This is a genomic window from Microbacterium sp. 1.5R (assembly GCF_001889265.1).
Lineage (GTDB): Bacteria > Actinomycetota > Actinomycetes > Actinomycetales > Microbacteriaceae > Microbacterium.
Window position 1 is genome coordinate 1,242,373 of record NZ_CP018151.1, and the last position, 25,860, is coordinate 1,268,232.

The 25,860-nt window shown below is 67.3% G+C and carries 20 protein-coding genes and 1 tRNA gene; 16 read left to right on the plus strand and 5 right to left on the minus strand.

Translation table 11 applies throughout. The annotated features are described in order from the left end of the window. Positions 1–737 precede the first annotated feature (737 nt). The gene (locus BMW26_RS05810) at positions 738–2,144 is read right to left on the minus strand and encodes a zinc-dependent metalloprotease (RefSeq protein WP_056278123.1); all 1,407 of its coding nucleotides are present in this window, start codon (positions 2,142–2,144) and stop codon (positions 738–740) included. Positions 2,145–2,261: 117 nt separating this feature from the next. Between BMW26_RS05810 and BMW26_RS05815 the strand changes: the two genes are divergently transcribed. Then, a complete protein-coding gene (locus tag BMW26_RS05815; RefSeq protein ID WP_083569300.1) occupies positions 2,262–3,356 on the plus strand; it encodes a YlbL family protein in 1,095 nt (364 codons plus the stop codon). Between the two features lie 46 nt (positions 3,357–3,402). Further along, positions 3,403–6,297: a UPF0182 family membrane protein gene (locus BMW26_RS05820; protein ID WP_053095604.1), complete on the plus strand. Its 2,895-nt coding sequence runs from the start codon at positions 3,403–3,405 to the stop codon at positions 6,295–6,297. Between the two features lie 150 nt (positions 6,298–6,447). Here BMW26_RS05820 and BMW26_RS05825 read toward each other — a convergent pair whose 3' ends face one another. Then, positions 6,448–7,041 (minus strand): hypothetical protein, encoded by a 594-nt coding sequence (locus tag BMW26_RS05825; protein ID WP_072591017.1) that lies wholly within the window; start codon positions 7,039–7,041, stop codon positions 6,448–6,450. Positions 7,042–7,259: 218 nt separating this feature from the next. Here BMW26_RS05825 and BMW26_RS05830 point away from each other — a divergent pair, with 218 nt between their 5' ends. The 4 genes from BMW26_RS05830 (at position 7,260) to BMW26_RS05845 (ending at position 11,884) form a co-directional block, all read left to right on the plus strand. Next, on the plus strand, positions 7,260–8,579 hold the full coding sequence (locus BMW26_RS05830; RefSeq protein ID WP_072591018.1) for a hypothetical protein: 1,320 nt from the start codon (positions 7,260–7,262) through the stop codon (positions 8,577–8,579). 4 nt (positions 8,580–8,583) lie between these two features. Continuing rightward, complete coding sequence (locus tag BMW26_RS05835; protein WP_053095607.1) at positions 8,584–9,051, plus strand: hypothetical protein; 468 nt, start codon at positions 8,584–8,586, stop codon at positions 9,049–9,051. A gap of 635 nt (positions 9,052–9,686) precedes the next feature. Further along, positions 9,687–10,133 carry a hypothetical protein gene (locus BMW26_RS05840; RefSeq protein WP_198032387.1) on the plus strand — a complete coding sequence of 149 codons (447 nt, stop codon included), beginning with the start codon at positions 9,687–9,689 and terminating at the stop codon, positions 10,131–10,133. Positions 10,134–10,315: 182 nt separating this feature from the next. After that, complete coding sequence (locus tag BMW26_RS05845; RefSeq protein WP_083569301.1) at positions 10,316–11,884, plus strand: DUF5677 domain-containing protein; 1,569 nt, start codon at positions 10,316–10,318, stop codon at positions 11,882–11,884. A 200-nt stretch (positions 11,885–12,084) separates the two neighbouring features. Here the strand turns inward: BMW26_RS05845 and BMW26_RS05850 are convergent. After that, positions 12,085–12,158 (minus strand) — tRNA-Met (locus BMW26_RS05850). A 79-nt stretch (positions 12,159–12,237) separates the two neighbouring features. On the opposite strand from BMW26_RS05850, the gene BMW26_RS05855 reads away from it, so the two are divergent. Further along, entirely contained in the window at positions 12,238–13,059 is an 822-nt protein-coding gene (locus tag BMW26_RS05855) for a carbon-nitrogen hydrolase family protein (RefSeq protein WP_072591021.1), read from the plus strand. A 10-nt stretch (positions 13,060–13,069) separates the two neighbouring features. Here the strand turns inward: BMW26_RS05855 and BMW26_RS05860 are convergent, their stop codons facing one another. Then, positions 13,070–14,269, minus strand: coding sequence for an aminotransferase class I/II-fold pyridoxal phosphate-dependent enzyme (locus BMW26_RS05860; protein ID WP_072591022.1), 1,200 nt, complete (start codon positions 14,267–14,269; stop codon positions 13,070–13,072). 100 nt (positions 14,270–14,369) lie between these two features. Here BMW26_RS05860 and BMW26_RS05865 point away from each other — a divergent pair, with 100 nt between their 5' ends. The 3 genes from BMW26_RS05865 to BMW26_RS05875 are packed head-to-tail and all read left to right on the plus strand — an operon-like array spanning position 14,370 to position 18,702. Next, entirely contained in the window at positions 14,370–15,962 is a 1,593-nt protein-coding gene (locus tag BMW26_RS05865) for a S1C family serine protease (protein ID WP_072591023.1), read from the plus strand. Positions 15,963–16,015: 53 nt separating this feature from the next. Then, positions 16,016–17,269, plus strand: coding sequence for a CDP-glycerol glycerophosphotransferase family protein (locus BMW26_RS05870; protein WP_072591024.1), 1,254 nt, complete (start codon positions 16,016–16,018; stop codon positions 17,267–17,269). Further along, positions 17,266–18,702 (plus strand): CDP-glycerol glycerophosphotransferase family protein, encoded by a 1,437-nt coding sequence (locus BMW26_RS05875; RefSeq protein WP_072591025.1) that lies wholly within the window; start codon positions 17,266–17,268, stop codon positions 18,700–18,702. Before BMW26_RS05870 ends, BMW26_RS05875 begins: the two co-directional genes overlap by 4 nt. Positions 18,703–18,723: 21 nt before the next feature. Here BMW26_RS05875 and BMW26_RS05880 read toward each other — a convergent pair whose 3' ends face one another. Continuing rightward, positions 18,724–19,749, minus strand: a complete 1,026-nt coding sequence (locus BMW26_RS05880; RefSeq protein ID WP_053099055.1) for a glycosyltransferase — start codon at positions 19,747–19,749, stop codon at positions 18,724–18,726. Positions 19,750–19,902: 153 nt separating this feature from the next. Here BMW26_RS05880 and BMW26_RS05885 point away from each other — a divergent pair, with 153 nt between their 5' ends. The 6 genes from BMW26_RS05885 (at position 19,903) to BMW26_RS05910 (ending at position 25,807) form a co-directional block, all read left to right on the plus strand. After that, positions 19,903–21,186 (plus strand): CDP-glycerol glycerophosphotransferase family protein, encoded by a 1,284-nt coding sequence (locus BMW26_RS05885; RefSeq protein ID WP_072591026.1) that lies wholly within the window; start codon positions 19,903–19,905, stop codon positions 21,184–21,186. A 1-nt stretch (position 21,187) separates the two neighbouring features. Then, the gene (locus tag BMW26_RS05890; RefSeq protein ID WP_072591027.1) at positions 21,188–21,952 is read left to right on the plus strand and encodes a biotin--[acetyl-CoA-carboxylase] ligase; all 765 of its coding nucleotides are present in this window, start codon (positions 21,188–21,190) and stop codon (positions 21,950–21,952) included. 57 nt (positions 21,953–22,009) lie between these two features. After that, on the plus strand, positions 22,010–22,564 hold the full coding sequence (locus BMW26_RS05895; RefSeq protein WP_053095615.1) for a PH domain-containing protein: 555 nt from the start codon (positions 22,010–22,012) through the stop codon (positions 22,562–22,564). A 90-nt stretch (positions 22,565–22,654) separates the two neighbouring features. Further along, entirely contained in the window at positions 22,655–23,779 is a 1,125-nt protein-coding gene (locus tag BMW26_RS05900; protein ID WP_072591028.1) for a 5-(carboxyamino)imidazole ribonucleotide synthase, read from the plus strand. Between the two features lie 109 nt (positions 23,780–23,888). After that, positions 23,889–24,356 (plus strand): 5-(carboxyamino)imidazole ribonucleotide mutase, encoded by a 468-nt coding sequence (gene purE / locus BMW26_RS05905; RefSeq protein ID WP_053099056.1) that lies wholly within the window; start codon positions 23,889–23,891, stop codon positions 24,354–24,356. Between the two features lie 80 nt (positions 24,357–24,436). Further along, positions 24,437–25,807 carry an LCP family glycopolymer transferase gene (locus tag BMW26_RS05910; protein WP_232224533.1) on the plus strand — a complete coding sequence of 457 codons (1,371 nt, stop codon included), beginning with the start codon at positions 24,437–24,439 and terminating at the stop codon, positions 25,805–25,807. Positions 25,808–25,860: the final 53 nt, after the last annotated feature.

The window sequence follows — 25,860 nt, forward strand, 5'->3', positions numbered from 1 at the left end:
CATCGCCGCCTCCGTGATCCGCGCGGCACTGATCGGACCCGCGCCGCGCCCGATGAGTTGGGCGTGCATGCGGGGCCAGGCATCGTCGCGCTCGCGTTCATGCTCGTCGCGGCAGGTCAGGCAGGCCGATTCGCCGGGCACCACCAGGGGTCCGACCGTGATCCGTCCTCGCTCGAGCGCGACCGGCAGGTGCGACGTGTCGTCGCGAAGGTAGCGTGCGAAGTGCAGCGCGGCCGCCGCACCTTCGACCAGCACGATGCCGATGTCGCGGGGATTCTCCCGCTCGCCGACGGCGATGCCCTCGTCGAGGAGCGCCTCGCGCATGCGGAACTCGCATCGCGCGTCGGCGACGTCGATACTCTCCACCCACGCAGCCGGGGGAGCGGGAGAATCGTCGACAAGCAGCGGCTCGAGCCGCGACAACAGCATCCGCGCCTCTGCGCGCGGGGCGCCGGCGGCATGTGCCACGACATCGAAGCCCCCGCGCCGGAATCCGGCGGCCATCCGAGCGATCAGACGCTCGACCCACGGTTCCGAGGCGGCGATGCGCAGCGTCCCCTCGATGCCGATCTGCAGTGTCTCACCGTCGCGCCAGAGCAGTGGAACCGCGGGGTCCAGGCGAGTGATGGTCTTGGGTGTCAGCGGAGACATCCCTCGATTCTGCGCAAAGCCGAGCTCCCGGTGGGGGAGTCGCGGGCATCCGTGGAAAAGTCCTCGCGCCTCTGCCGCCCCGTCGGTCACACGGGTCGGTCGCCTCCCGGGCCGTCGTCACCGTCGGTGTCCTGCTCGCCTTCGGGCGTCTCCGGCTGCTCTTGCGAGAAGTCGTCGCCATCCAGCAGACGTGCCAGCGCCTCGTCGAACTCATCGGCGACCGGCTGCTCTCCCCGCGCGCTCGCCTGCAGTCGCGCCACGAGCGCCGACGGGTCGTCGATGTCGTCCGACGTCGGCATGAGGTCGGGGTAGTCCCACAGCGAGTCGCGCCCGGCGATGCCCACGGCGTCTGTCACCGCCTGCCACATGGCCGACGCCTCGCGCAGACGACGGGGCCGCAGCTTGAGTCCGACGAGAGCGCCGAGTGCGTCCTCGGCGGGACCGCCCACCGCGCGGCGGCGGCGAGCGGCTTCGGCGATGCGGGCACCGTCGGGAAGACGGGAGGTGGCCTGCGCGGTCACGACGTCGACCCAGCCGTCGATCGTCGCGACGAGGTTCTCGAGTCGGGCCAGTGCCTCGCGCTGCGCGTCGGTCTGCGTGGGAAGCAGCGCACCGCCTTCGATGGCCGCGCGGAGCTCTTCGGGGTTGGACGGGTCGAGACGGCTTGCGACGTCCTCGAGTGCATCCACGTCGACCGTGACCCCGCGGGCGAAATCGGTGATCTGCGCCATGACGTGCAGGTGCAGCCACTTCGAGTGGCGATACAGCCGGGCGTATGCGAGTTCGCGGGTCGCGAGATAGAGGGTGATCTGGTCTTCGGGGATCTCGAGACCCTCGCCGAACGCTGTCAGGTTCTGGGGGATGACAGCGGCAGTGCCGGCCGGAAGCACCGGGATGCCGACGTCTCCGCCCGACACCACTTCGAGTGCGAGGTTGCCGAGGACCTGGCCGAACTGCGCCGCGAAGACCGAGCCGCCGAGACCGCGCATGAGCTTGCCCGCGCCCTGCACGACGTCGCGCATCTCTTCGGGCACCTGCGTGTCGAGCGCGCTGGTGAGCGCATCGGCGATGCTCGTCGACACGGGGCCGGCGATCTCCTTCCACACGGGCAGGGTCGCTTCGACCCATTCGCCGCGCGTCATGGCCTTCGGCGACTCGCCGAGTTCGGAGATCGTGGTCGCCTCGCCGAGCCAGAGGTCCGCGAGGGCGAAGGAGTCGACGAGCGAGGTTCGCGAGCCGTCGGTGATGCCGAGACCGTCGCGGTTGGCGATGTGCAGCGCCTGCCGCAGCGCGTTCTCCCAGGGATCGCCGCCGAACGCACCCTGCAGCTGCGACATGATCGTCTGCATCATCGCCGGGTCGATCTGGATCCCATCCATGCCCGCGAAGGCGTTCTGCAGCGCCTCGGGGTCGATGTCTCCGGCACCCTGGCCGGACATCATGCGTCGGAGGAACTCTTGGAAGTCCTCGGGGGTGGGGTCGTTGTCTGACATGTCGCTCGCCTCTCAGCACGCCTAAAGCCGTGGCATCTACGCTAGTCACAGGATCGGCCGCGAGACCCCGAAGCGGGCAGATCGCTGTACGCCGCCCGCGAACGACGGAGGAACCCTGTGGATCGAACCCGGTCTGTCAAGCTCGGACTGGGAGTCTGGGCGCTGGTCGTCGCGTTGATCGCGCTCGTCGTGCTGACCTTCCTGCCGACGCCTTACGTGATCCAGCGCCCGGGCCCGGTCTACGACACCCTCGGCACCGCGGCAGGAGCCGACGGCGAGCAGGTTCCGCTCATCCAGGTCGACGGCGCCGAGACGTTCGAGACCGGAGGCACTCTCGACCTCACGACCGTGCAGGTCGTCGGAAACCGTGAGCGCACCCCGAGCTGGTTCGAGCTCGCTCTCGCGTGGATGGACTCCTCACGAGCGGTGGTGCCTCTCGACTCCGTGTTCCCCGAGGGGGTCACGACGGAGCAGCGTGACGAACGCAACGCGACACTCATGGTGGACTCGCAGCACGAGGCGACCGCGGCAGCGCTCAACGAGCTGGGCTACGACACCGGAGCCGAGGTCGTCGTCCAGGAGGTCGTCGAGGATGCACCGGCCGAGGGAGCGCTCGAGGCGGAGGACGTCATCACCGCCGTGGACGGCGCCGCGGTGACCTCCGCGAAGCAGCTGCGTCAGGCGATCCAGGATGGGGAGGGCGCGCCGGTCGCGCTCACCGTGCAGCGCTCCGGCGAGGAACAGGTGGTCGAGGTGACGCCCGTCGAGCAGACCGACGGTGACGTGACGACGTGGCTGATCGGTGTCACGTTGCGCACGGACTACGATTTCGAGATCGATGTGACGCTCCAGCTCGACAATGTCGGTGGACCCAGCGCCGGGATGATGTTCGCGCTCGGCATCATCGACACCCTCACCGAAGGGGAGTTGAACGGCGGCGAGAACGTCGCCGGCACCGGCACGATCGAGGCCGATGGGACGGTCGGGCCGATCGGCGGCATCCGTCAGAAGCTCTACGGTGCCCGTGATGCGGGGGCGGAGTACTTCCTCGCTCCGTCGACGAACTGCGACGAGGTCACCGGCCACGTGCCGGACGGACTGACCGTGATCAGCACCTCGACGCTGGAGGAATCGCTCGACGCGCTCGAGGTGATCGCGAACGGCGGCGACGTGGGATCGCTCCCGACCTGCGACGTCGTGACCTCCCCGTGACAGGTATGACAGCCGCAGCACAGTAAGGCGTGCCTAGGATGGGAGGGTGACCTCGACTTCTGCACCGAACCCGGCCACTCCCCGAACCTCGCGAAGAATCTTCGGTATCTCGCTGGCGATCATCGCCGCGCTGATCGCCGCCTTCTTCGTCTTCGCGTCGCTCTACACCGAATTCCTCTGGTTCGACCAGGTGGGCTTCGCGGGAGTGCTCACCACCCAATGGTTCGCCACGGCGGTGATGTTCGTCGTCGGATTCCTCGGCATGGCCGTGCCGCTGTTCGTCGCCATCCAGCTCGCGTACCGACTGCGCCCCGTCTACGTGCGGCTCAGCTCGCAGCTCGACAGGTACCAGGAGGTCATCGAGCCGCTCCGCCGCCTCGCGATGTGGGGCATGCCGATCTTCTTCGGCCTCTTCGCCGGCTTCTCGGCGGCCAGCCAGTGGAAGACCGTCTGGCTCTGGGCCAACGGCGTCGCGACCGACGCCACCGACCCGCAGTTCGGCGTCGACACCGGCTTCTACATGTTCGCGATGCCGTTCTACTCGATCCTGCTTGCTTTCGTGTCTGCGGTCCTGCTGCTCACCCTCATCGTCACCGCGCTGGTGTCGTACCTCTACGGGTCGGTCCGCATCGGTCAGGGCGAGCTGCGCATCTCGAAGCCCGCACGCATCCAGCTCGCTGTGATCGCGGGTCTGTACCTTCTGGTTCAGGCGGCGAGTCTGTGGCTCGACCGCTACAAGACCCTCGTCGCACAGGACGACCGCATCGTCGGCCCGGCCTACACGGGCGTCAACGCCACGATCCCCGGCCTTGCGATCCTCGCGATCATCGCCGCGCTCGTCGCCATCCTCTTCTTCGTCACGGCCGTCATCGGCCGCTGGCGGTTCCCTCTCGCCGCGACCGCGCTGCTCATCGTCGCCTCGCTCGTCGTCGGCGTCGGATTCCCGTGGGCCGTCACCACGTTCCAGGTCCGCCCGAACCAGAACGCCTACCAGGCGGAGTTCTACCAGCGGAACATCGACGGCACCAAGGAGGCGTACGGGGTCGCCGACCTCGAGACCACCCCGTTCGAAGCCGAGACCGACGCCGAGGCCGGCCAGCTGCGTGAAGACGCCGAGACCACCGCATCGATCCGCATCGTCGACCCCAACGTGATCAGCCCCGCCGTGCGACAGCTCGAGCAGTACCGCGGCTACTACCAGTTCCAGGAGAAGCTCGACGTCGACCGCTACGAGATCGGCGGTGAGATGCAGGACACGGTCGTCTCCGTCCGCGACCTCGACATGAACGGCGTCGACGTCACGAACTGGAACAACCGCGCCGCTGTCTACACGCACGGCTACGGCTTGGTCGTCGCAGCGGGCAACCAGCGCACGCCCGACGGCGAGCCGGTCTTCCTCGAGCGTGGCATCCCGTCCGACGGCTTCCTCACCCAGCAGGAGGAGTTCGAGCCGCGCGTGTACTTCGGCGAGAACTCGCCGGAGTACTCGATCGTCGGCTCTCCCGATGGAACCGATCCTGTCGAGATCGACTATCCGCGAGGCAAGGACGGCGCCAGCGAGACCAAGACGACGTTCGAGGGCGACGGCGGACCGAAGATCGGGAGCAGCTTCACGAAGCTGCTGTACGCGCTGAAGTTCCAGTCGGAGCAGATCCTGTTCTCGAACCTCGTGAACGACGACTCGCAGATCCTGTACGACCGCGATCCCAAGACGCGCGTGCAGAAGGTCGCCCCGTACCTCGAGCTCGACAGCGACCCGTACCCGAGCGTCGTGGACGGCAGGATCGTCTGGATCGTCGACGGATACACCACGAGCTCGACCTACCCCTACTCGACGAACGTGAGCCTGTCGGATGCGATCGCCGACTCGAACCTCCCGTCGCCGACGCTCGCGATCGACGAGATCAACTACATCCGCAACTCGGTCAAGGCCACGGTCGACGCCTACGACGGTTCGGTCACCCTGTACGCATGGGACGACCAGGATCCCGTGCTGCAGACCTGGCAGAACATCTACCCGTCGACGCTCAAGCCCGTGAGCGACATGTCGGCCGATCTGATGAGCCACGTCCGTTACCCGACCGACCTGTTCAAGGTGCAGCGCGACATCCTCGGCACCTACCACATCGACACCGCCGGCTCCTTCGCGCAGCAGGACAACCGCTGGCAGACGCCGAACGACCCGCGCAGCGAGCAGGTCCTGCAGCCGCCGTACTACCTGACGATGCAGATGCCGGGTCAGGATTCCCCGCGCTTCTCGATGTTCTCGACGTTCATTCCTTCGGCGCAGGGCGGCAGCAACCGCGACGTGCTGATGGGCTATCTCGCGGTCGACTCGGATGCCGGATCGGAGGCCGGCGTGAAGGCGGAGGGCTACGGCCAGCTTCGGATGCTCGAGATCGACACCGATACGACCGTCCCAGGCCCCGGCCAGGTGCAGAACACCTACAACTCGGACACGGCCGTGGTGCCGCAGCTCAACCTGCTGCAGCAGGGCGAGTCCGAGGTGCTGTACGGAAACCTCCTCACTCTGCCCGTGGGCGGCGGTCTGCTCTACGTGCAGCCGGTGTACGTGCAGTCCTCGGAGGGCACCAAGCTGCCGCGTCTGCAGAAGGTCCTCGTGGCCTTCGGCGACAAGGTCGCGTTCGAAGACACGCTGACCGCCGCGCTCGACACCCTCTTCGGCGGTGATGCCGGTGCGACCGGTGGAGACGATGAGGTCGAGCCGACCGAGCCCGACCCGGACACCGGTGAGGTCCCGACCGAGCCGACGGTGCCGACCGACGCCGAGGCCGAGGCTCTTGCAGCCGCGCAGCAGGCGCTGACCGACCGAGAGGCCGCATTGAAGGCAGGCGACCTGACCAAGTTCGCCGAGGCCGACAAGCGCCTCACGGATGCCGTGAACACGCTGCTCGGACTGGAAGCCGCCTCGGGGGAGTAACACCCCGGCCCCGTCTGCACACGATGCCGTCCCTCGTTCGCGAGGGGCGGCATCGTCCGTTTCTGCCGACGCCCGCGGAGGCAGGCGACGGGCGCGACGAGCAGTCCGCTGACGCCGCCGCGATCCGTCCGCGCCGATCAGTCCGGTCGGTCAGTCCGCGTCGTAACGGCAGGTCACGGAGCCCGTGCCGCTCTGCTCGACGACCAGCTCGTCGTTCCACAGAATCTGACAGCTCACGGTCGCGTCCGTGTCGTCGTCCGGGGCGGTGACGACGATCTCCGCCGAATCGCCGGTCGTCGTGTACTGCTTCCAGCCGCTGGAGGCCCACTCCTCGTCGTACGCCTGTGTGTCATCGGCGAAGGAGACCGTGAATGTGGGTCCGCCCGTGGCACGCACCTCGACGTGGTTGAGGCCGTTGCCGGCGAGGACGCCGACTGCCATCACGACGACGAGAATGAGATCGACGATGAGGGCGACCGCTGCGACGACGACGGCCGCCGTTCCCGTGCGAGCGACCGCGGAGCGTCTCGCTCGACCGGCCAGCAGGAGAGCGACGATCGCCAGCAGCGCGGCGGCTGCTGCGACCGGGAGCAGGGCCGGTACGGGCACGAGGAGCACGATCAGTGCGACGGAGATCAGCAGAGCCACGGCGCCGATCCAGAGGCTGACGATCGCGCGCCGCGATGAGCCTGATGCGAGCGCGGGACGGTTCCCCGCGGCGCTGTCGGGAGTCTGCGTCATCATGGACCTCCGGGTCATTGTTTCCACCGACCGCGCCGCCGTCGACGGTCGCGCCGTTCGGTGGGACAGTCTAACGAGTGGATCCGAGGGCGATGCGGGTGTCGTCCTGTCGCGAGCGAAGGAGTCCGGGAATCGATTAGTCTCTCGGTGGAGCCGCCCCGACGCGTCGAGAGATGTCCGGGCGGCACTTCACGGAAATCGAGACTGGAGGGGATCGAGATATGCCTGACTATTCGGAGTTGCCGGACATCATCGGCAAGATGAAGCGCGCCGCGATCGACTGTTTCATGGCGGACCAGGGCTTTCACCCGAACTGGGGAAATGACCAGATCTACGCGAAGTGGGGCTTCATGCTCAACTTCTACAACCGGCCGAATGCGGCAGGCGAGGGCGGGGGCGACGGCAACGGCGTGAACCACTCGGTCGCACCGGCTTTCGACGACATCCGGGCCGCGATCGATGCCCGCGTGTCGAAGTGGCTTGATCTGCCGGACGGCGGCGACGCCTGCGAGGCACCGGCGAGTGCGACCTCGGCGGCAGCCGCGATCCTCGGCACCTCGGGCGCGGGTGCGTCGGTGCAGAACACCGGTGCGATCGGCACAGCCAACGACTCGGTGCACGAGATGATGGCGAACAAGATCGAGGGCAGCTTCAAGCCCGCGTTCATCGACAAGTACTACATCCAGTTCCAGTCCGTCACCCACGGCCTGGGGGACGCATGCGTGATCCTCCAGCTCAACTACAGCGCTCAGGCCGCCATGTGGCCCGCCGCGCGACAGGACGTCGTGTCGATCTGCGACAGCGCTCGCGCCGCCTGGGACCAGAAGGCGGGGAACGCCGCTGCGGCCAACGGGACGCTCGTGCTGACCGTCGTCGGAGCGGTGGCGGGAGTCGTATCCGCGATCGTGACGGCCGGCACGGGCACGGTGGCCGCAGCGGCCGTGCTCTCGGGAATCGCCGGCGCGGCGAGCAGCGCCGTGCAGGGGATCGCCCGCAACGTCGTCATCGAGGGCAACACCTATTCCGACATCCTGTCGTCTCTCGACGAGGCGCTCGGCAATCTCGACAAGGCGCTCGAGAAGCAGGAGAACGAGCTCAACGACGCGATGGCCGAAGCCGCGAGCATCATCCGCTCCGACAACGCCACCTACAATCTGGACGCGTTCGCTCTCGGCCCGTACCCGGTCGGTGACGGCACGATGAGCATGGACAGGAGCAATGCGACCGTGGTGTCGAACAGCATGGGCCGGATCGATACGGAGCTCGCCAGTGCCGCAGCGGCGCTCGGGAGCGCGCCGGCGTCGAACCCGACTCCCCGCGGCGCCGGTGTCGGGCGCTCGTCGAACGGCACGCATTACGCGGCGAGCGACCTCTACGCGCTGACGGCGCGCTGCCTGGCCCTCACCGTGGCCGAGTATGCCCGAGGGCATCAGCTGTTCGACGCGACTGTCGAGGACTTCTTCTCGTCGGATTCCGCGGCTTCGCAGGAGGTCTCGCGCCTCCTTGCCGAAGAGATCCTCAGCGCGAATCTGGGGGTGTGAGCTGATGGAGAGCCGTCATCTCGGACAGATCACCCTCGACGGCGGAACCGGAGGAGGCGCGATGAACGGCTCGGTGCCGTTCGACGGAGACGATGTGCAGGTGCGCATCGAGATCGACTATCCGGACCGCTTCGACGAGTCCGTCCTCAACGACGTCGATATGGTTCTCGACAATCTCGCCTTCCTCGACGAGATGGCGCGCACCACCATCTCCGAGGGAGTGCAGCGCGACAGCTCACCCGCGGCGAGTGTCTTCCGCACCTGGGAACAGGGCCGGGTCGGGGGCGCCTCGGCGGGTGACTTCGTGGACGCGCTCTCGGTCGCGCGCGTTCTCATCCTGCCGGACGGCGGAACCGCGAACAGGGACCGCGTCGTGATGAGCTACGTCGCGGCCGGCGCGGCGGCGCTGGGCAGCGTCCGAGTCAAGTTCGTCGAGCCGACCGGTCCTGAGCTCACACTCAGCTACCGCTGATCCTTCGCAGCCGAGCGATCTCGATGTCGCTCGGCTGCGAGGCCGGCGTGAGGTACACATGCGAAAGGCCCCTGATCGGAATATCTCCCGATCAAGGGCCTTTCGTGTGTCGCATTCTCGTTGCGGGGACAGGATTTGAACCTGCGACCTCCGGGTTATGAGGCCAGCGAATTGCCGAATGATTCCCTCTCGATGCAAACTTGCGGTCTAAGGCGAACAAGGTTCAAATAATTTGTCGCTGCTACGACGGCGTACTTACCGCTCCTTGCCTTTGCTCACATGGGTTCTAGTTCAGGCTGATTGCTGGAGGGTCGAGCTCAATCTGCCTCGGATAACTCCTGAGGCCGATGCCTCGGCCACACCCAACTTCGCATCTATGGGTAGTGCTGGAGCCACAAAGAGAAAAGTTTGTGTCCACTTTTGTGTCCAACTTTTTGTGTCCATATATACCCAAAACCGCTGTCTAGCCGCGCTCAAGCTGACTCGTTGAAGAGTCGTGCGCACCTTCTTGAGTCATGATTCGATGCGAGTCGGCTGTACTTGTCGTGTTGCATCACGTCGTGGTGCGGTCTAATACCGGGTGGACCGAGAACATCGCGCTGCGCAACGGGGCGCACCGATGGGTGCTCGAGGCGATGCCCATCATTGAGACACGGCTGCCGTTCCGCCCGACTGGGATTGACAGCGACAACGGCGGGGAGTTCATCAACGAGGCCATCATAAGCTGGGCGCAGGAACGTGACCTGTTCTTCACCCGCTCCCGCCCCTACCACTCCAACGACAGCGCCCACGTCGAGCAGAAGAACGGCGACGTAGTGCGCCGCCACGCATTCCACTACCGCTGCGACGCAGCGACCGAGCTACGGCTGCTGAACGAGCTCTACACGCTCGTCAGAGTCAGACTGAACCTGTTCACCGGGACCACCAAAGCGATCGGATACCGAACCAACCGCAACGGCAAGAGTGTCCGCGTCTACGACAAACGACGCGCCGAGATCGAACACCGCGACAATGTCGGCGATGAGGCACAGGACGCCGCGGAGCTCGCCGACGACCCCAAGAGCGCTCAGTGCCCAGGCTGAGCGCCGGTCGGGATCATCGGTGACCTGCGCCGGCAGTCAGCGTGACAATCCTTTCTGGGCGAGCGGCCACCGGTGTCGGATCAACGCGCTACGTTCCTCATATGAGCCTGCCTAAGCCAAACCAGCATTCGGGACCGATGGCTGACCATGTGCGAAAGGGGCGTGTATTCGAATCTCCGCTCATGGCCACTGGGTCACTGATCATCGGGAACTGGATCAAGGACGACCTGCCGGACCTTCTTTGGCCAGCCCTTGTCTTGGCAGAGCAGAGCAATGCCAGCATGCGGCAGTTCATCAAGTGGCAGAAAGCCGTCCAAGAGGCGCTGGTCGACCACGACGACGCCGCGTCCGTGGCGGAGTTGCTAGATGGGCGTCTAACGAATCTTGCTCGTCTTGCCGATAAGTATCCCGACGCGATCGAGATCGTCACAGATCAGGGCAAGCATCATGGATTGCTTTCCACGGCGGTGCGACGCGCGCTTGCGTCGTACTCGATCCACCCGGCACCGTGGCTTGTTGGCGAGATCGTCGTGGACGCTCCAGAGCAGGCAGATATGGAGTTAGTCGCGGACGCGCTGTGGTCCGTAATGCGTGATGGTCATCGACAAGCCCTCATCAAGTGCATGCGGATCTGGAGCACAGTCCAGGCTGGCACATTCAGCTCAGATGCCCAGACGATCGAGTTCCTACAGGACTATCCGGTCAACCTGAGTAGGCGTGATTCCGTGGACTCCATGGTTCGTTCTCTCTGGGGAGCCCACAAAGGGTTGCTCGAGGGGGACAACCCGAACCCCTTTGACGAGTCAATCAAGTGGGCAAAAATGTTCTGGGGAATGAATTCGATGACATCCAGATGCCTTCGAAAGCGTGAGGTCGAAGCTTCGGATAAAGCTCAAGCTGAATCCGCTGATGGTGAGCTGGCCGATCCGCAGGCGTCTGCAATACCCACTGAGCAAGCAGAACCCACACCCATGCCAGACGGCGGTGAGAATCTGCGCAGGTTCACAATGGACGTCTTCAGCAGCTTCGTCGAAGCACTCGAGACGGCACCAGCTCACCTGTATGAGAACGAGCGACAAGAGGTCGTCTCCGGGCTTGTGGCCCGTGCCGGACGCGATGTCATCGCGGTGCTGGGCGTGCCTGACATGTGGTGCCTCGAGCACGGAGCGCACGTCGGACGGATGCTTGTGGAGACCAAGATATATCTCCGATGGATGGCCCGGCAGGACGCGTCGATCTACAAGCAGTTCAAGGAGTACGGCGCAGGCAAGGCCAAGTTGTATGCGCGAATCGTGGATGAGATACCCGCCGAGGCGCGCACGGTCGGTTTCAACGAAAGCATCGACGAGCTCAAGAGGCTCAGCTACAACGACGACGTATTGGACTACCGGACGGTGGACACTCGGGACACTTTCGCCGGTGGCAAGTCGGTCCGTGCAATGGCGGAAGAAGCAGGCCTCATTGACCTCTACCGACAGGCATATTCGATGTCGAGCGGCGTTGTCCACTCAGAGTGGTGGTCAGTCGAGGCGCAAGCCATGGAGCGGTGCATGAATGTGCTCCACGGCGGCCACCTCATCCCCAGCATGTCGCTGAACCAGGGTGGCAACGTTCCGTTCGCTCAGGCTTGGGTTGACCAGTTCTACTCACTCGCGCTGGACGGGCTGACCATCCTCCGCACCGACGAGGAAGCGGTAGCAGCAGCCTTCGCCTGGATGAACGACGATGAAGAATCGAAAGCGGCGTCGTAGACGACTGCGCTGCCCAGTTTTCTAAGGCGGACGTAGCCAGAAGAAGCAGTGACTCGCGCCGGCAAGGGCGGGCACTACTTCTTCCGTTATCTGAGGTTCAATAACCACTGTGTCCACTTTTGTGTCCACTTCGCAGTTTCAGAGGGCAAAGCAAAAGGCTCCTGATCGGGATAAATCCCTGATCAGGAGCCTTTTCTTTGTTGCGGGGACAGGATTTGAACCTGCGACCTCCGGGTTATGAGCCCGGCGAGCTACCGAACTGCTCCACCCCGCGGCACGATCAATAGCCTAACACGCGAATCAGGAGCGCGCGAATCGAGGCCGCGAGGACGCGTGTGCGAGAGGATGGGAGCATGCCAGAGACCCCCGCCGTGCCCGCCGCTGTGCCCGTCGCCGTCTGTCAGTTCGCCCCCACCGCCTCCCGTGCGGCCAACCGTGATCGGATCGCGGAGCTGACGGCGGAGGCCGCCGCACGCGGTGCCAGGCTGGTCGTGTTCCCCGAGTACTCGAGCTACTTCGTGGATCCGATGGACGCCACTCTCGCCGAGAATGCGGAGCCACTCAATGGTGAGTTCGTGTCGACACTGACTGCGCTGGCCTCCGACTACGCAGTGGTGATCGTGGCGGGGCTGGCCGAGCAGGCCTCGGACGCCGCTCATGTGAGGAACACGGTGGTCGCGGTGCGCGGCGACGGCATCCTCGCGACCTATCGCAAGCAGCACCTGTATGACGCCTTCGGCCAGACCGAGTCCGACTGGGTCGAGGCGGGGGAGATCGGGGGAGCGGCGACGTTCGAGCTCGCGGGCATCCGATTCGGACTGATGACCTGTTACGACCTGCGATTCCCCGAGGTGTCGCGCACTCTGATGGATGCCGGCGCCGACGCCCTGGTGGTGCCGGCCGAGTGGGTCCGCGGTCCGCTCAAGGAGCACCACTGGACCACGCTGCTGGCGGCACGCGCCATCGAGAACACCGCGTACGTGATCGCCGCCGACCACCCGACCCCGATCGGCGTCGGGCACTCGCAGATCGTCGATCCGCAGGGCGTCGTGCTCGCCGGGGTGGGAACGAACGAGGGCATCGCGGTCGCGACAGTCGAGCGGAGCACGATCGATCGCGTGCGGGCAGTGAACCCGTCCCTGCGCGGGCGCCGATACGCCGTCGGTCCGCGCTGAACGAGAGCGTTCAGAAGCTCGTCGCGAGCCTCGTCGCCGCGTCCTCCAGGATCTCGACGCGTTTGCACGCCGCGAAGCGGACGAGCCCGGCGTACTCGCGTCGGCGTGACTGCGACACGAAGGCGGTCAGCGGGATCGCGACCACTCCTGCGCGTTCGGGAAGTGCGCGGCAGAACTCCGCGGCATCCGCTCCGCCGAGCGCTGACGCGTCGGCCACCGTGAAATAGCCGCCCTGGGGCGGATGCACGGTGAACCCGGCGGCGCGCAGGCCGGCGCCGAGTATCTCGTGCTTGCGCGCCAGCGTCGACGCGGCACCCGCGAAGAACGCATCTCCGAGGCGCAGACCCACGGCGATCGCCGGCTGGAACGGCGAGCCGTTCACGTATGTCAGATACTGCTTCACGGTCAGCACAGCGGTGATGAGATCGGCGGGGCCGTGCACCCAGCCGATCTTCCAGCCGGTCGCGGAGAACGTCTTGCCCGCCGACGAGATCGTGAGCGTGCGCTCGGCGCCACCCGGCAGGGTGGCGACGGGGGTGTGCGGGATCTCGAACGCGAGATGCTCGTAGACCTCATCGGTGACGATGATCGCATCGTGCAGATCGGCGAGACGGACGACCTCCGAGAGCACCTCGCGACCGAAGACGGCTCCGGTGGGGTTGTGGGGGTCATTGACCAGGATGATGCGCGTGCGGTCGGACACCACGTCCGCCAGCTGCTCGAGATCGGGCTGGAAGTCCGGAGCGCGCAACGGCACCGTGCGCAGTCGCGCGCCGGCGAGAGCGACCGCCGCCGCGTAGGAGTCGTAGTACGGCTCGAAGACGACGACCTCGTCGTCAGGACCGTCGATGAGGGCGAGCAGCGTCGCGGTCAGCGCCTCGGTGGCACCGGCCGTCACGATCACCTCTGTGGAGGGGTCGACCTCGAGCCCGTAGAAGCGCCGCTGGTGTTCGCTGATCGCGGCGAGCAGGTCGGGGTTCCCTCTTCCGGGCGGGTACTGGTTCACCCCGCGGGAGATCGCGTCCCTGGCAGCGTCGAGCACCTCTGCAGGACCGTCCTCGTCGGGGAAGCCCTGGCCGAGATTGATCGCACCGGTTCGGGCCGCAGCAGCGGACATCTCTGCGAAGATGGTGGGCGCGACGGTTCCGTCTGGTGCGAGCAGACCGGCTCCCGCTGCCGTGCGCCGCCATGCGCCGGGGATGACACTCATGAAGAACAGGCTAAGGCCATAGGTGAAACTCATCTTCGCCATACGAAACGCACAGATACAGGCGTCACTCTGAGAGGGCGTTGTTGAAGGAGCACACACCATGAACGAAGACAGCACCCAGGACCACACGGCACCTGCGTCGAATGACGCAGCGCCGTCCACCGAGGCAGCAGAGGTCGTCGACCGTTCGACGACGGATGCCGCCGCTCAGACCCCCGGCATCGTCGCCGCCCCGGGGCCATATCAGGGACACCACGTTCCCGCGACGTTCACGTCGTCACCCGCGCCGGCATTCGAGGCGCCGGCCGCCCCGGTGGCGCCGGACGCCCAGACCGTCCCGCAGCAGTACCTCGGAGCGCCGGGACACCACCCTGGCCACGCATCGGGACCGGTCGGCGGACCGGCCGCGGCCTCTCCCGGTGCGGCGTTCGGTCTGCACACCGGAGCGCAGCCCGGGCAGCCGGTCGACGGCTCCGTCAAGGTCAAAGAGCAGAAGCCGCGCGCCGGAGTGAAGTTCGCCGCAATCGTCGTGGCGGCTGCGCTCGTCGGCGGTGTCGCGGGCTTCGGCGGCGGAGCGATCCTCAACGGGATCTCCGACCAGAGTTCGACGGGCGTCGCCCAGGGTCCCGAGACCATCACCGTCAACAACCCCGGCTCCGTCAACGAGACGACGGCCGTCGCGACCGCGGCGCTCCCGTCGGTCGTCACCATCGAGGTGGCCGGCTCCGATCAGGGCGGCAGCGGATCGGGCGTCATCATCAGCGACGACGGCTACGTGCTCACGAACACTCACGTGGTGACGCTCGGCGGCGCAGTCGCCGATCCCACGATCCGCGTCACCACGTCGGACGGCCGCATCTTCTCGGCGACCGTCGTCGGGACCGACCCGATCTACGACCTCGCCGTCATCAAGCTCGAGGACGCGACAGATCTCACCCCGATCGACTTCGCAGACTCCTCCAAGCTCAACGTGGGGGACACCGCGGTGGCTCTGGGCGCGCCGCTCGGCCTGTCGAACTCGGTCACGACCGGAATCGTCAGTGCTCTGAACCGCAGCATCCAGATCGCGTCGTCGGCGCTTCCGGACTCGTCCTCGGAAGATGCTCCGCAGAACGAGCAGCAGACGCCTGAGGAGGGCGAGGGCCCGTTCCAGTTCGATCTGCCCGGCAACACCTCGCAGCAGACGTCGGAGTCGATCTCGATCGCCGTGATCCAGACGGATGCCGCCATCAACCACGGCAACTCCGGCGGCGCGCTCGTGAACAGCAAGGGCGAGCTCATCGGCATCAACGTCGCGATCGCGAGCTCCGGGAGCTCGGAGGAGTCGGGATCCATCGGGATCGGCTTCGCCATCCCCGCGAACATCGCTCAGCGGGTGTCGGAGGAGATCATCGCCGACGGCGCAGCCACCCATGGCCTGCTCGGGGCGTCGGTGCAGGATGCGGCCAGCGTCAAGGATGCCGACGTGTCGGGTGCCTACATCGCGGATGTCACCGGTGGCGGCGCCGCCGCGGCCGGCGGGCTGAAGGCCGATGACATCGTGACCGCGTTCAACGGCGTGCCCATCACGAGCGCCAGCGACCTCACGGCGCAGGTGCGGGCGGCAGCCGGGGGCAGCGACGCGAAGGTCACGTACATCCGTGGCGGCAAGGAATACGAGGCCGATGTGACCCTGGGCGACCTCGCCGGCTGACTCCGGCAACCGTGCTCACCGAGAAGGACGCCACCCCGCGATAGGCTCGCGGGGTGGCGTCCTTCTCTTTCGGCTCCGGCAATGCGGCCAAGCTGCTTCGGATACCGCTCTACCTCGCCGGACGCGCCGGCACCCTCGTGATTCCGCGCGGGGCCCGATGGGTGTTCGGGTGCGGTGCAGGCGTCGGGGATGGGGCTCTCGCCCTGCACCGTGTCGCCGCAGCAGAGGGGCACGACACCGTGTGGCTCACGTCCTCCGATCGGGAAGACCGCGATGCCGCGGCGCTCGGCCTCCGCACGGTGCGCAAGGGCAGCCTGCGAGGGTGGTGGGCGACGGCGCGTGCCCGCGTCGTCGTCGTCACGCACGGCCTCGGCGACGTCAACCGCTATGCGGTGTCCGGTGCCTTCGTCGTGCAGCTCTGGCACGGCATCCCCCTCAAGCGGATCGGATTGGACTCACCCGCGACCACGCAGGTCCCGGACGTCCCCGGTGCGCCGCTGCTGCGTCGTCTCGTCGGCTTCCTGTACTGCCGAGCCGCTCAGCGGATCCGAGTCTTCCCGGCCGCATCGCACCGGTCGAGGGGTCGGCTCGAGTCGGCCTTCGCGCTCGGCGACGGCCGCGTCGTCGTCACGGGCGAGCCGCGCGTCGACGTGCTGTCCGCAGGCGACCCGACCGAGCGTCGGGCCGCCGCGTCCGATGCGCTGGCGCGCGTCGTCGGCGAATTGCCGACCGCATCTCGGACGATCCTCTACGCCCCGACCTGGCGCGACGGAGCCGATGATCCGGCAGTCCCGTCGGCGACTCAGTGGGTGCGGATCATCCAGATGCTCGAGCAGCGGGATGCCGTGCTGCTCGTTCGCTCCCACCCGCTCGGAGAGGGCGGGTATGCGCCTCCGCTGCCCAGCAGAAGGGTGCGGATGCTCGGCTCCGGCCTGCTGACCGACGTCACGCCGGTGCTGCCGGCGATCGATGTGCTCATCACCGACTACTCCTCGCTGGCGTACGACGTGGGACTCTTGAGAATGCCGGTGCTGTTCCTCGCTCCCGACGCCGAGGACTACGCGCGGACGAGAGGCTTCTACGGTCGGTTCCAGGACGTCGCCGGCGACGACGCCGCGACCGGCTGGGACTCGCTCTTGCCGCAGCTGTCTGCACTTCTGGACGACGAGGACCTCTTCTCTGCACGCGCCGAGCGTTCGGATACGCTCAGCGCGGAGATGCACGCCTTCCGCGACGGCGGCAACACCCGGCGCGTCTACGAGACAATCCGTGCGCGGGGGATCCCCGCGCCGAAGGGAGCAGCATGACCACGGCCCGGATCGATGAGGCGGCAGAGACGCTGGTCATCGCAGGCGCCGGCCAGCGCCCCACCACCGCCGAGCTGATCGGGCCGCGCGCCCGGGTCGGCGCGCGCATCACCGGCGGAGGCAAGACCTGGAAGGCGACGTTCCCGCTGCGCGCAGCACGGTGGGGCGGCCCTGAGCTTCCCCTGCCGACTGGGGACTACGAGCTGCACATTGCAGACGTGGAGCTCGGTGATCTCCTCGTCGCAGCGGAGGTGCTGACCGGCGTGCGCGTCGCCGTCGACGGGACGACCGTGCGCATCGCGGCGCCGATCGATCCCGCCTATGAGACGAGCGAGGGGCAGGCGACGCTCGAGGGCCGCTACCTCGCGCATCCCGGGGCGACCGAGAACGCCGTCTTCTTCGAGAGCTTCTACGGACGTGCCGTCGGCTGCAACCCGCAGGCGATCGACCGCGCCTTGTTCGCGCAGGCGCCGGACGTCACGCGCTACTGGAGTGTGGTCGACCTGTCGGTTGCGGTTCCCGACGGGGCGATCGCGGTGGTCGAGGGCAGCCCGGAGTGGTGGCGTGCCCGCGCGGCATCCCGCCTGCTCGTGGTCAATGACTGGCTGCGCCGCCGCTTCGCTCGCAAGCCCGGCCAGAAGGTGCTGCAGACCTGGCACGGCACGCCCCTGAAGCGGCTGGCGCTGCACCGTCCGGGGTTCGCTCCTCGACGGATGGCGGCGGTCATCAAGGAGTCTCGACGCTGGGACGTGCTTCTGGCACAGAATACCTACTCCGAGCGCATTCTCCGCAAGGCATACGCATTCTTCGGACGGCCCATCTGGGTCGAGGGGTATCCGCGGAACGACGCTCTGGTCACCGGGGATGCCGCAGCGATCCGCGCCGCCCTGGGCATCGCCGACGGCGAGCGCGTGCTGCTGTATGCGCCCACCTGGCGCGACGACCGACCCGAGATGGTCGACTTCATCGACGCGGAGGAGCTCGCCAGGCAGACGGACTCCGTCGTGCTCGTGCGCGGCCACTCGCGCACGATCGACACGGGACGGGACCGAGCGGGCGCTCGCGTGATCGACGTCACCGGATACCCCGAGACCTCGCAGCTTCTGCTCGCCGCGGACGTGTTGATCACCGACTATTCCTCGGTGATGTTCGATTTCAGTGTCACGGGCAAGCCGATGTTCTTCCTCGTGCCCGACCTCGACCACTATCGCGGAGAGCTCCGTGGGTTCTACTTCGATCTCGAGACCCGCGCCCCCGGCCCTCTGGTCCGCACGCAGGATGAACTGGTCGCGGCACTCGCCGACGGCGAGCACGGGAACGTCTATGCCGAGCGATATCGTGCCTGGCGGGCGCAGTTCAACCCGCGGGATGACGGTCGCTCCGCCGAGCGGGTCGTCGCGCGGATCCTGGACCAGGGGTACGTCACCCGGTGAGCCGGTCGGCGGTGCGGCGCGTCAGGGGAGTGGCGTGTTGCGGGTGCCGAGTCGGGACGCGTCGACCGTGTCGCGAGCGCCGCGCAGCACGCCCTCGATGAAGCCGAGGCCCCAGGAGAGGTGCATGGTGGGCAGAACCAGCAGTGTCCACAGTCTCTGGCGCAGCCCGCCACCGCCGGGGAGGCAGGCGACGCCCACCACGAGCAGCAGATACGCCACCAGCGGCAGATAGACCACGGCCCCGACGACGAGCGAGAGAGCGCCGGAGAGGATGCCGGTCAACTGCAGGACGCCGGTGAGGAGAGCGGCCGCGACGAGGACGACGAGCGCCGGGGGAGCGAAGTACCGGATGCCGTTGCGGCGTCCGTATCGTCGCACGAGTTCGCCGCGCCACGCGCCCGTGGCCCGGAACTGGCGGGCGAGGCGCAGCCAGCTCTCGCGAGGCCAGTAGGTCACCGAGAGATCGGGATCGAACCAGACGAGATGTCCTGCCTGGCGGATGCGGAGGTTGAGCTCCCAGTCCTCTCCGCGGCGGATCGACTCGTCGAAGAGCCCGACCTCGTCGAGCACCGACCGACGCATGACGCCGAGGTAGGCGGATTCGGCCTCGCCCTCGTGGGTGCCGCCGTGGTAAGCCCCGCCGCCGAGGCCGACGGGGGAGTTGTAGAGGCGCGCGACGGAGGTCTGGAACGGCGTGCGCCCGTCAGCGCGCATCACACCGCCGACGTTCGCGGCACCCGTGCGTTCGAGAGTCGCGAGGGCGAGGGCCGCATAGCCCGGAGCGAGTTCGGAATGGGCGTCGACGCGGACGATCGTCGCGAAGCGGCTGGCCCGGATCGCGGCGTTCAACCCGACCGGGATGTGAGCTGCGGGGTTGTCGACGAGGCGGATCCGCGCGTCCCCGGCGGCCAGGCGCTGAGCGAGTTCCGTCGTGCCGTCGGTGGAGGGCCCGAGCGCGAGCACCAGCTCTGCGGGGACAGTGAGCTCCTGCTGGAGCACGGAGGCGACTGCGTGCTCCAGATAGGCGCGCTCGTTGAGCACGGGCATGACGAAAGACACTCCGTTCTCCGGGGCGGCGATGTCGTTGTCAGGCACATGACGATCATGGCATGCGCTTCTCGCGCGTTCGCTGATTCCCGGCACCGGTGATCTCGGAAGGCGTCAGGCGGGGCGAGCCGCCGCACTCGGTATCCTGGAGGGATGGGTGCTGTGTCCGATGCGAAGAAGGCCTACCGTCTGCTGAAGCGGGCGCTCGCCTCGCGCAAGGCTGTGCAGCGAGTGCGGCGGCGCCTCGCCGAGCGCGAACCGCACCCGCCGGAGCACTACCAGGTGGCGGTGTACTTCGCCGACGGCGACGTGAACATGTACCAGATGCGGCAGTGGTATCGCCCTCTCGTGGAGCTGTCGAAGCACTGGCCCGTCGTCGTGCTGTCCCGGTCGGCGACGGGCGCCGACAAGCTGCTCGACGAGGCCGGTCCTCCCGTCGCCTTCGTCCCGACGATCCGCGATCTCGAACGGTTCCTCAGCACGCAGGACATCCGTGTCGTCCTCTACGTGAATCAGAACACCCGCAACTTCCAGATGTTCCGCTACGGCAGGCGCTGGCACGTGTTCATCAATCACGGCGAGTCGGACAAGATGTACATGACGACCAATCAGTACAAGGCGTACGACTACGCCCTGGTCGCAGGACAGGCTGCCCGTGACCGCCTGTCACGGACTCTCTGGGACTGGGACATCGATCGACGGACGATCGAGATCGGCCGGCCGCAGGCCGACCACTACTCGGGCACGCTGCCGTACGTTCCGGACGAGCGCACCGTGGTGCTCTACGCCCCGACGTGGGAGGGCGACCGCCCGAGCGCGCACTACGGGTCGATCGCCACCCACGGCGAGACCCTCGTCACGACGCTGCTCGCCTCGGAGAGGCACCGCGTGATCTACCGCCCGCACCCGCGAAGCGGCGTGATCGACGACGCGTACGGTGCCGCGCACCGACGCATCATCGCCGCCATCGCGGCCGCCAACGCCGCGGATCCGTCCGCACAGCACGTCTACGACGACGGCGCGGAGCTCGGATGGCAGCTGGCCGCCGCCGATGTCGCGATCGTCGACATCTCGGCGATGGTCTACGACCGCCTCGCAGTAGGCAAGCCGCTGATGATCACACGGCCGGCCGACGAGAGGGCATCGATCGACACCAACGGCTACCTGTCGGACTGTGAATGGCTCGACGCCGGCGCTGCGGGTGACATCGTCGCCGAGGTGGAACGCGTGCGTGCCGACGAGGTCGCCATCGCGAGGCTGCGCATGTGGGTGCAGCACTACTTCGGAGACACGACCCCCGGAGTGGCCACAGAGAAGTTCCACGCCGCGATCGCGCAGCTCATGCAGAAGTGGGATCGTTGGCAGGCGAACGAGATCGGGGCAGTGCGCACCGATGAGGACGATGACGACGAAGAGGCCGACGAAGAGGAGGTCTGACGTGGACCTTCCACTCACTGCCGCGGTCGCCTCATGTCTCGAGGTGCTGACCGAAGCAGGCTCGACGAACGACATCTTGAGCGAGCGAGCGCGCGATTCGCCGTCGACGCCGCACCTGTCCGTTGTCGTCACCGACAACCAGACGGCGGGGCGCGGCAGACTCGGCCGCTCCTGGACATCCGCGCCTGGCGCATCGCTCGCCGTCTCCGTGCTGCTGCGGAGGCTGCCCTCGGCGGCGGATTCGCGAGGCTGGATCCCGCTCGCGGCCGGAGTGGCGATGGCGGATGCGATCGCCGAACAGCTTCCCGACCACGACGTGGCGGTCAAATGGCCGAACGACATCTTGGTCGACGGTCGCAAGATCTGCGGAATCCTGGCGCAGGCGACTCAGGATGCGGTCGTCGTCGGAACCGGTGTGAACACGGCGATGACACGGTCGGAGCTTCCGGTGCCGACCGCGACGTCCTTCGCGATCCTCGGCGTCGAGGCCGACGCCGACAGGCTTCTCGCCACCTACCTGCGCGCACTCGATCAGCTGGTCGCCGAGCTCGCCGGAGCGGGCGACGCCGTCTCGAGCGGTCTCCACGCCGCCGCGACCGAGCGGTGCGCCACGATCGGTCTCGACGTCAGGGTCTCCCTTCCCGGCGACTTCGTCCTCGTCGGAAGAGCCACCGGACTCGACGTGGACGGTCGGCTCGTCGTGCAGGCGGAGGGCGGCGACACGTCGATCTCTGCCGGAGATGTGGTGCACGTCCGTCCGGCGTGAGTCTGACACGCCCGGCGCGCGAGCGGCGATGTCGGCGGTTGCGGGCACAATGGAGGGGTGACTCAGCCCGTGACTCTCGGCGGAAGGCCGACGATGCCACCGCCGGGTGCGCCCGCGGAAGAGCTGCTCATCGCCCGGTTCCGCACTCACGCCCGGAGGCTCTTCTGGTCGGCGCTCGTGCTCATCGCCGTCTTCGGTGCGACGTCCTTCTTCTACGACAACCTCCCGGCGCCGTTCGAGAACTGGATGCTGCTGAGTGCAGCCGGAGCGATCGTCCTCCTGTTGGTCGTCGTGCCCTGGGTCATCTGGTACTCGCGCTCCGTGACTCTCACCACGCGGAGGGTCATCGTCAATCACGGTGTCGGCGCCCGCAACAGGCGGGAGATGTCGCACGCTCGGGGATACACGATCGGCGTCCGCCGCGGCATGATCCAGCGGATGTGGGGCGTCGGAACGATCACGCTCTCGAACGGGGTCGATGCGCCGTTGCGTCTGCCCAATGTTCCGAACGTGACGCTCGTGCACGAGACACTGGCCGATCAGATCGAGGTGAGCCAGATTCTGGCGCACCGCGATGCGCAGTCAGGTCACGACGGCACTGCCGGATTCTGAGCGCGGTACCGCGTCGGCGGGTCGGGCGGGACGCGTGAACGGCGCTCGCGCTGATGCGCGAGAATGGTCAGGACGAAATGGAGGCGGCCCATGGCGCTGCGCGTTGGTGTGATCGGTGGAGGCCAGCTGGCTCGGATGATGATCGCTCCGGCGGTCGAACTCGGACTCGAGCTGAGGGTGCTCGCTGAGGACGAGGGGATGTCCGCGCAGCTCGCCGCGACGGCGGTCGGCGACTACCACGACCTCGAGGTCGTCCGCGCGTTCGTCCGCGACGTGGACGTCGTCACCTTCGACCACGAGCACGTGCCGCAGGAGGTGCTGCGGGCACTGGTCGCCGACGGGGTCGCCGTGCACCCGGGGCCGGACGCCCTGCAGTTCGCCCAGGACAAGCTCCTGATGAGGGCGAGGCTCGAAGAGCTCGGGGTTCCTCAGCCGGACTGGGCGCCGGTGCGCGACTCCTCCGAGCTGCAGGCATTCCTCGACGAGCACGACGGGCAGGGTGTCGTGAAGACGCCCCGCGGCGGATACGACGGCAAGGGAGTCCGCGTGGTCCGAGAGGCCGGCGAGGCTCAGGACTGGTTCGACGGGCTCGCCGACGGCGAGGCGCTGCTGGTCGAGGAGCTGGTCGGATTCGTGCGCGAGCTCGCGCAGCAGGTGGCTCGTCGTCCGGGCGGCCAGATCGTCGCCTACCCGGTGGTCGAGACGGTGCAGCGCGGGGGCGTGTGCGCAGAGGTCATCGCGCCGGCGCCTCATGCGGCCGAGCGCCTCGTCCGGGTCGCCGAGGAGATCGGTCGATCGATCGCGGAAGGACTCGGGGTCACCGGGATGCTCGCGGTCGAGCTCTTCGAGACCGACGATGAGCGCATCCTCGTGAACGAACTCGCCATGCGTCCGCACAACAGCGGCCACTGGAGCCAGGACGGCGCAGTGACCGGGCAGTTCGAACAGCACCTGCGCGCTGTCGCGGACCTGCCCCTCGGCGACACCGCGCCTCACGCGGCGTGGTCCGTGATGGTGAACATCCTCGGAGGACCGCAGACCGGCACGCTCGGCGACCGTTTCGCCGGAGCCATGTCCGAGCATCCGTCGGCGAAGATCCACACCTACGGAAAGAGCCCGCGACCGGGTCGCAAGGTCGGGCACGTCAATGTGACGGGCGACGACCTCGACGACGCGGTGTACGTCGCGCGCGCCGCGGCGGCGCACTTCGACTGAGCGTGCGGTCAGGGGTGTGCCGTTCGGGGTTTCTCCCAGCACCAGACCGTAGCCTGAGTGGGTGACTGAGCCACTGCACTCCTCCACCGCGCCCCTCGTCGGCGTCGTCATGGGTTCCGACTCCGACTGGCGCGTGATGAGCGACGCCTCTCAGTCGCTGAGCGACTTCGCTATCCCGCACGAGGTGGAGGTCGTCTCGGCGCACCGCACCCCCGACAAGCTCATGCAGTACGCGCGGGAAGCGCGCGGTCGCGGCATCCGTGTGATCATCGCAGGTGCCGGCGGGGCCGCTCATCTTCCCGGGATGCTGGCCTCGATGACCGCGTTGCCGGTCATCGGAGTCCCCGTTCCGCTCGCGTACCTCGACGGGATGGACTCGCTTCTCTCCATCGTGCAGATGCCCGCCGGAATCCCGGTCGCGACGGTGTCGATAGCGGGAGCGCGCAACGCGGGCATCCTCGCGGCGCGGATCCTCGGCACCTCGGACGATGACCTCGCGGATCGTGTCGAGGCCTACGCGCTCGACCTCGAAGCGCAGGTCGAGGAGAAGAACGATCGGCTGAAGGGGTCCCTGTGACCCTTGCGCCGCCGCGAGGTACGGCGCGACCGCTGATCGAGAGCCGCCCGATCCGGCATCCGAACACCGCAGATGCGGGGATGATGACCAAACGCGGGTGGTGGCTGGTGCTGCTCAACCTGCTGGTGCCCGGTTCGGCCCAGGTTCTCGCCGGCAATCGCAGGCTCGGACGCTTCGGTCTCGGGGCGACGCTGACCGCATGGCTGCTCGTGATCGTGGGCGCAGGGCTGGCGCTGTTCGCTCGTCCTGTGCTGCTGTGGCTCACGGTCGGCGGAGGCTGGTTCTCCGCGGTCATCCTGACTCTCGTCCAGGTGCTGCTGATCGCCTACCTCGTGCTGTGGGTGGTGCTCACCTTCGATGTGCTGCGGCTCGTCCGACTGGTCAGGGTCCCGGGCCCGTCCAAGTTCGCGATCCCACTCGTCGCCCTGCTTCTGCTCGGTCTCGTCGGAACCGGAACGGCATACGCGGCGTCGTACGTCGGCACAGCCCGGGGAACGATCAGTACGATCTTCGGACAGAGCGGGCCCAGCCTGCCGCCGAGCGAGGGGTATTACAACATCCTGCTGCTCGGAGCGGACAGCGGCGAGGGCCGAGACTCGATGAGGTTCGACAGCATCTCGGTGGTCTCGGTGAACGCGACCACTGGCGCCGTGACGATCACCGGGATCCCGCGCGAGCTGCCCAATGCACCCTTCAGCGAGGGAAGCCCGATGCAGGCTCTGTATCCGAACGGCTTCGAGGGTCACAGCTCCAGCGCGTGCGGCTGGAACGGCTGGATGAACCACGTGCGCAATGCCGCAGAGATCTGCCGTGACGACAACGGCACCGGCCTGTACCCGGACGCCGCATCGCACGGTTCCGATCCCGGCATCGAGGCGACCAAGGATGCGGCGGAGGGCGTTCTCGGCATCGAGATCCCGTACTACGTCTTCGTCGACATGCACGGCTTCGCGGCGCTCGTCGACGCGCTCGGCGGTGTGGACATCACTGTGACGGAGCGGCTGCCCAAGGGTGGCCCACCCGAGGGCACCGACCCGTATGACGTCGACGCATGGGCGATCGGGTGGATCGAGGTCGGCGAGCAGCACATGGACGGTGACACGGCGCAGTGGTATGCGCGATCGCGGTACACGACGAGCGACTGGGATCGGATGAAGCGCCAGCGCGAACTGCAGGAGGCGATCCTCGCGCAGTTCACCCCGCAGACGGTGCTCACGCGCTTCAACGAGGTGGCCGCCGCGGGTACCGCGCTGATCAGCACCGATCTGCCTCAGGACAAGCTGCCCGAGTTCTTCGACCTGATGACGAAGGCCCGAGAGCAGACCGTCGCCACGACCGAGCTCACTCCTGACAACGGGGTGGACGAGCACACCCCTGACTACGGGTACATCCACGAGCTGGTCCGGCAGACGCTGCACCCGCCGACGGAGACGCCGACGCCGACTCCGTGATCGGTGACGTCGATCGGGATGTTCTCCCTCGAACGGCCGGTGCACATGAGTGA

Bases quoted from the DNA above. Each gene is read 5' to 3' on its own strand.
- BMW26_RS05810 (WP_056278123.1), bottom strand. From the start codon at position 2,144: ATGTCAGACAACGACCCCACCCCCGAGGACTTCCAAGAGTTCCTCCGA.
- BMW26_RS05825 (WP_072591017.1), bottom strand. From the start codon at position 7,041: ATGATGACGCAGACTCCCGACAGCGCCGCGGGGAACCGTCCCGCGCTC.
- BMW26_RS05830 (WP_072591018.1), top strand. From the start codon at position 7,260: ATGCCTGACTATTCGGAGTTGCCGGACATCATCGGCAAGATGAAGCGC.
- BMW26_RS05835 (WP_053095607.1), top strand. From the start codon at position 8,584: ATGGAGAGCCGTCATCTCGGACAGATCACCCTCGACGGCGGAACCGGA.
- BMW26_RS05840 (WP_198032387.1), top strand. From the start codon at position 9,687: ATGCCCATCATTGAGACACGGCTGCCGTTCCGCCCGACTGGGATTGAC.
- BMW26_RS05845 (WP_083569301.1), top strand. From the start codon at position 10,316: ATGGCCACTGGGTCACTGATCATCGGGAACTGGATCAAGGACGACCTG.
- BMW26_RS05855 (WP_072591021.1), top strand. From the start codon at position 12,238: ATGCCAGAGACCCCCGCCGTGCCCGCCGCTGTGCCCGTCGCCGTCTGT.
- BMW26_RS05860 (WP_072591022.1), bottom strand. From the start codon at position 14,269: ATGAGTGTCATCCCCGGCGCATGGCGGCGCACGGCAGCGGGAGCCGGT.
- BMW26_RS05865 (WP_072591023.1), top strand. From the start codon at position 14,370: ATGAACGAAGACAGCACCCAGGACCACACGGCACCTGCGTCGAATGAC.
- BMW26_RS05875 (WP_072591025.1), top strand. From the start codon at position 17,266: ATGACCACGGCCCGGATCGATGAGGCGGCAGAGACGCTGGTCATCGCA.
- BMW26_RS05880 (WP_053099055.1), bottom strand. From the start codon at position 19,749: ATGCCCGTGCTCAACGAGCGCGCCTATCTGGAGCACGCAGTCGCCTCC.
- BMW26_RS05885 (WP_072591026.1), top strand. From the start codon at position 19,903: ATGGGTGCTGTGTCCGATGCGAAGAAGGCCTACCGTCTGCTGAAGCGG.
- BMW26_RS05900 (WP_072591028.1), top strand. From the start codon at position 22,655: ATGGCGCTGCGCGTTGGTGTGATCGGTGGAGGCCAGCTGGCTCGGATG.
- purE (WP_053099056.1), top strand. From the start codon at position 23,889: ATGGGTTCCGACTCCGACTGGCGCGTGATGAGCGACGCCTCTCAGTCG.
- BMW26_RS05910 (WP_232224533.1), top strand. From the start codon at position 24,437: ATGATGACCAAACGCGGGTGGTGGCTGGTGCTGCTCAACCTGCTGGTG.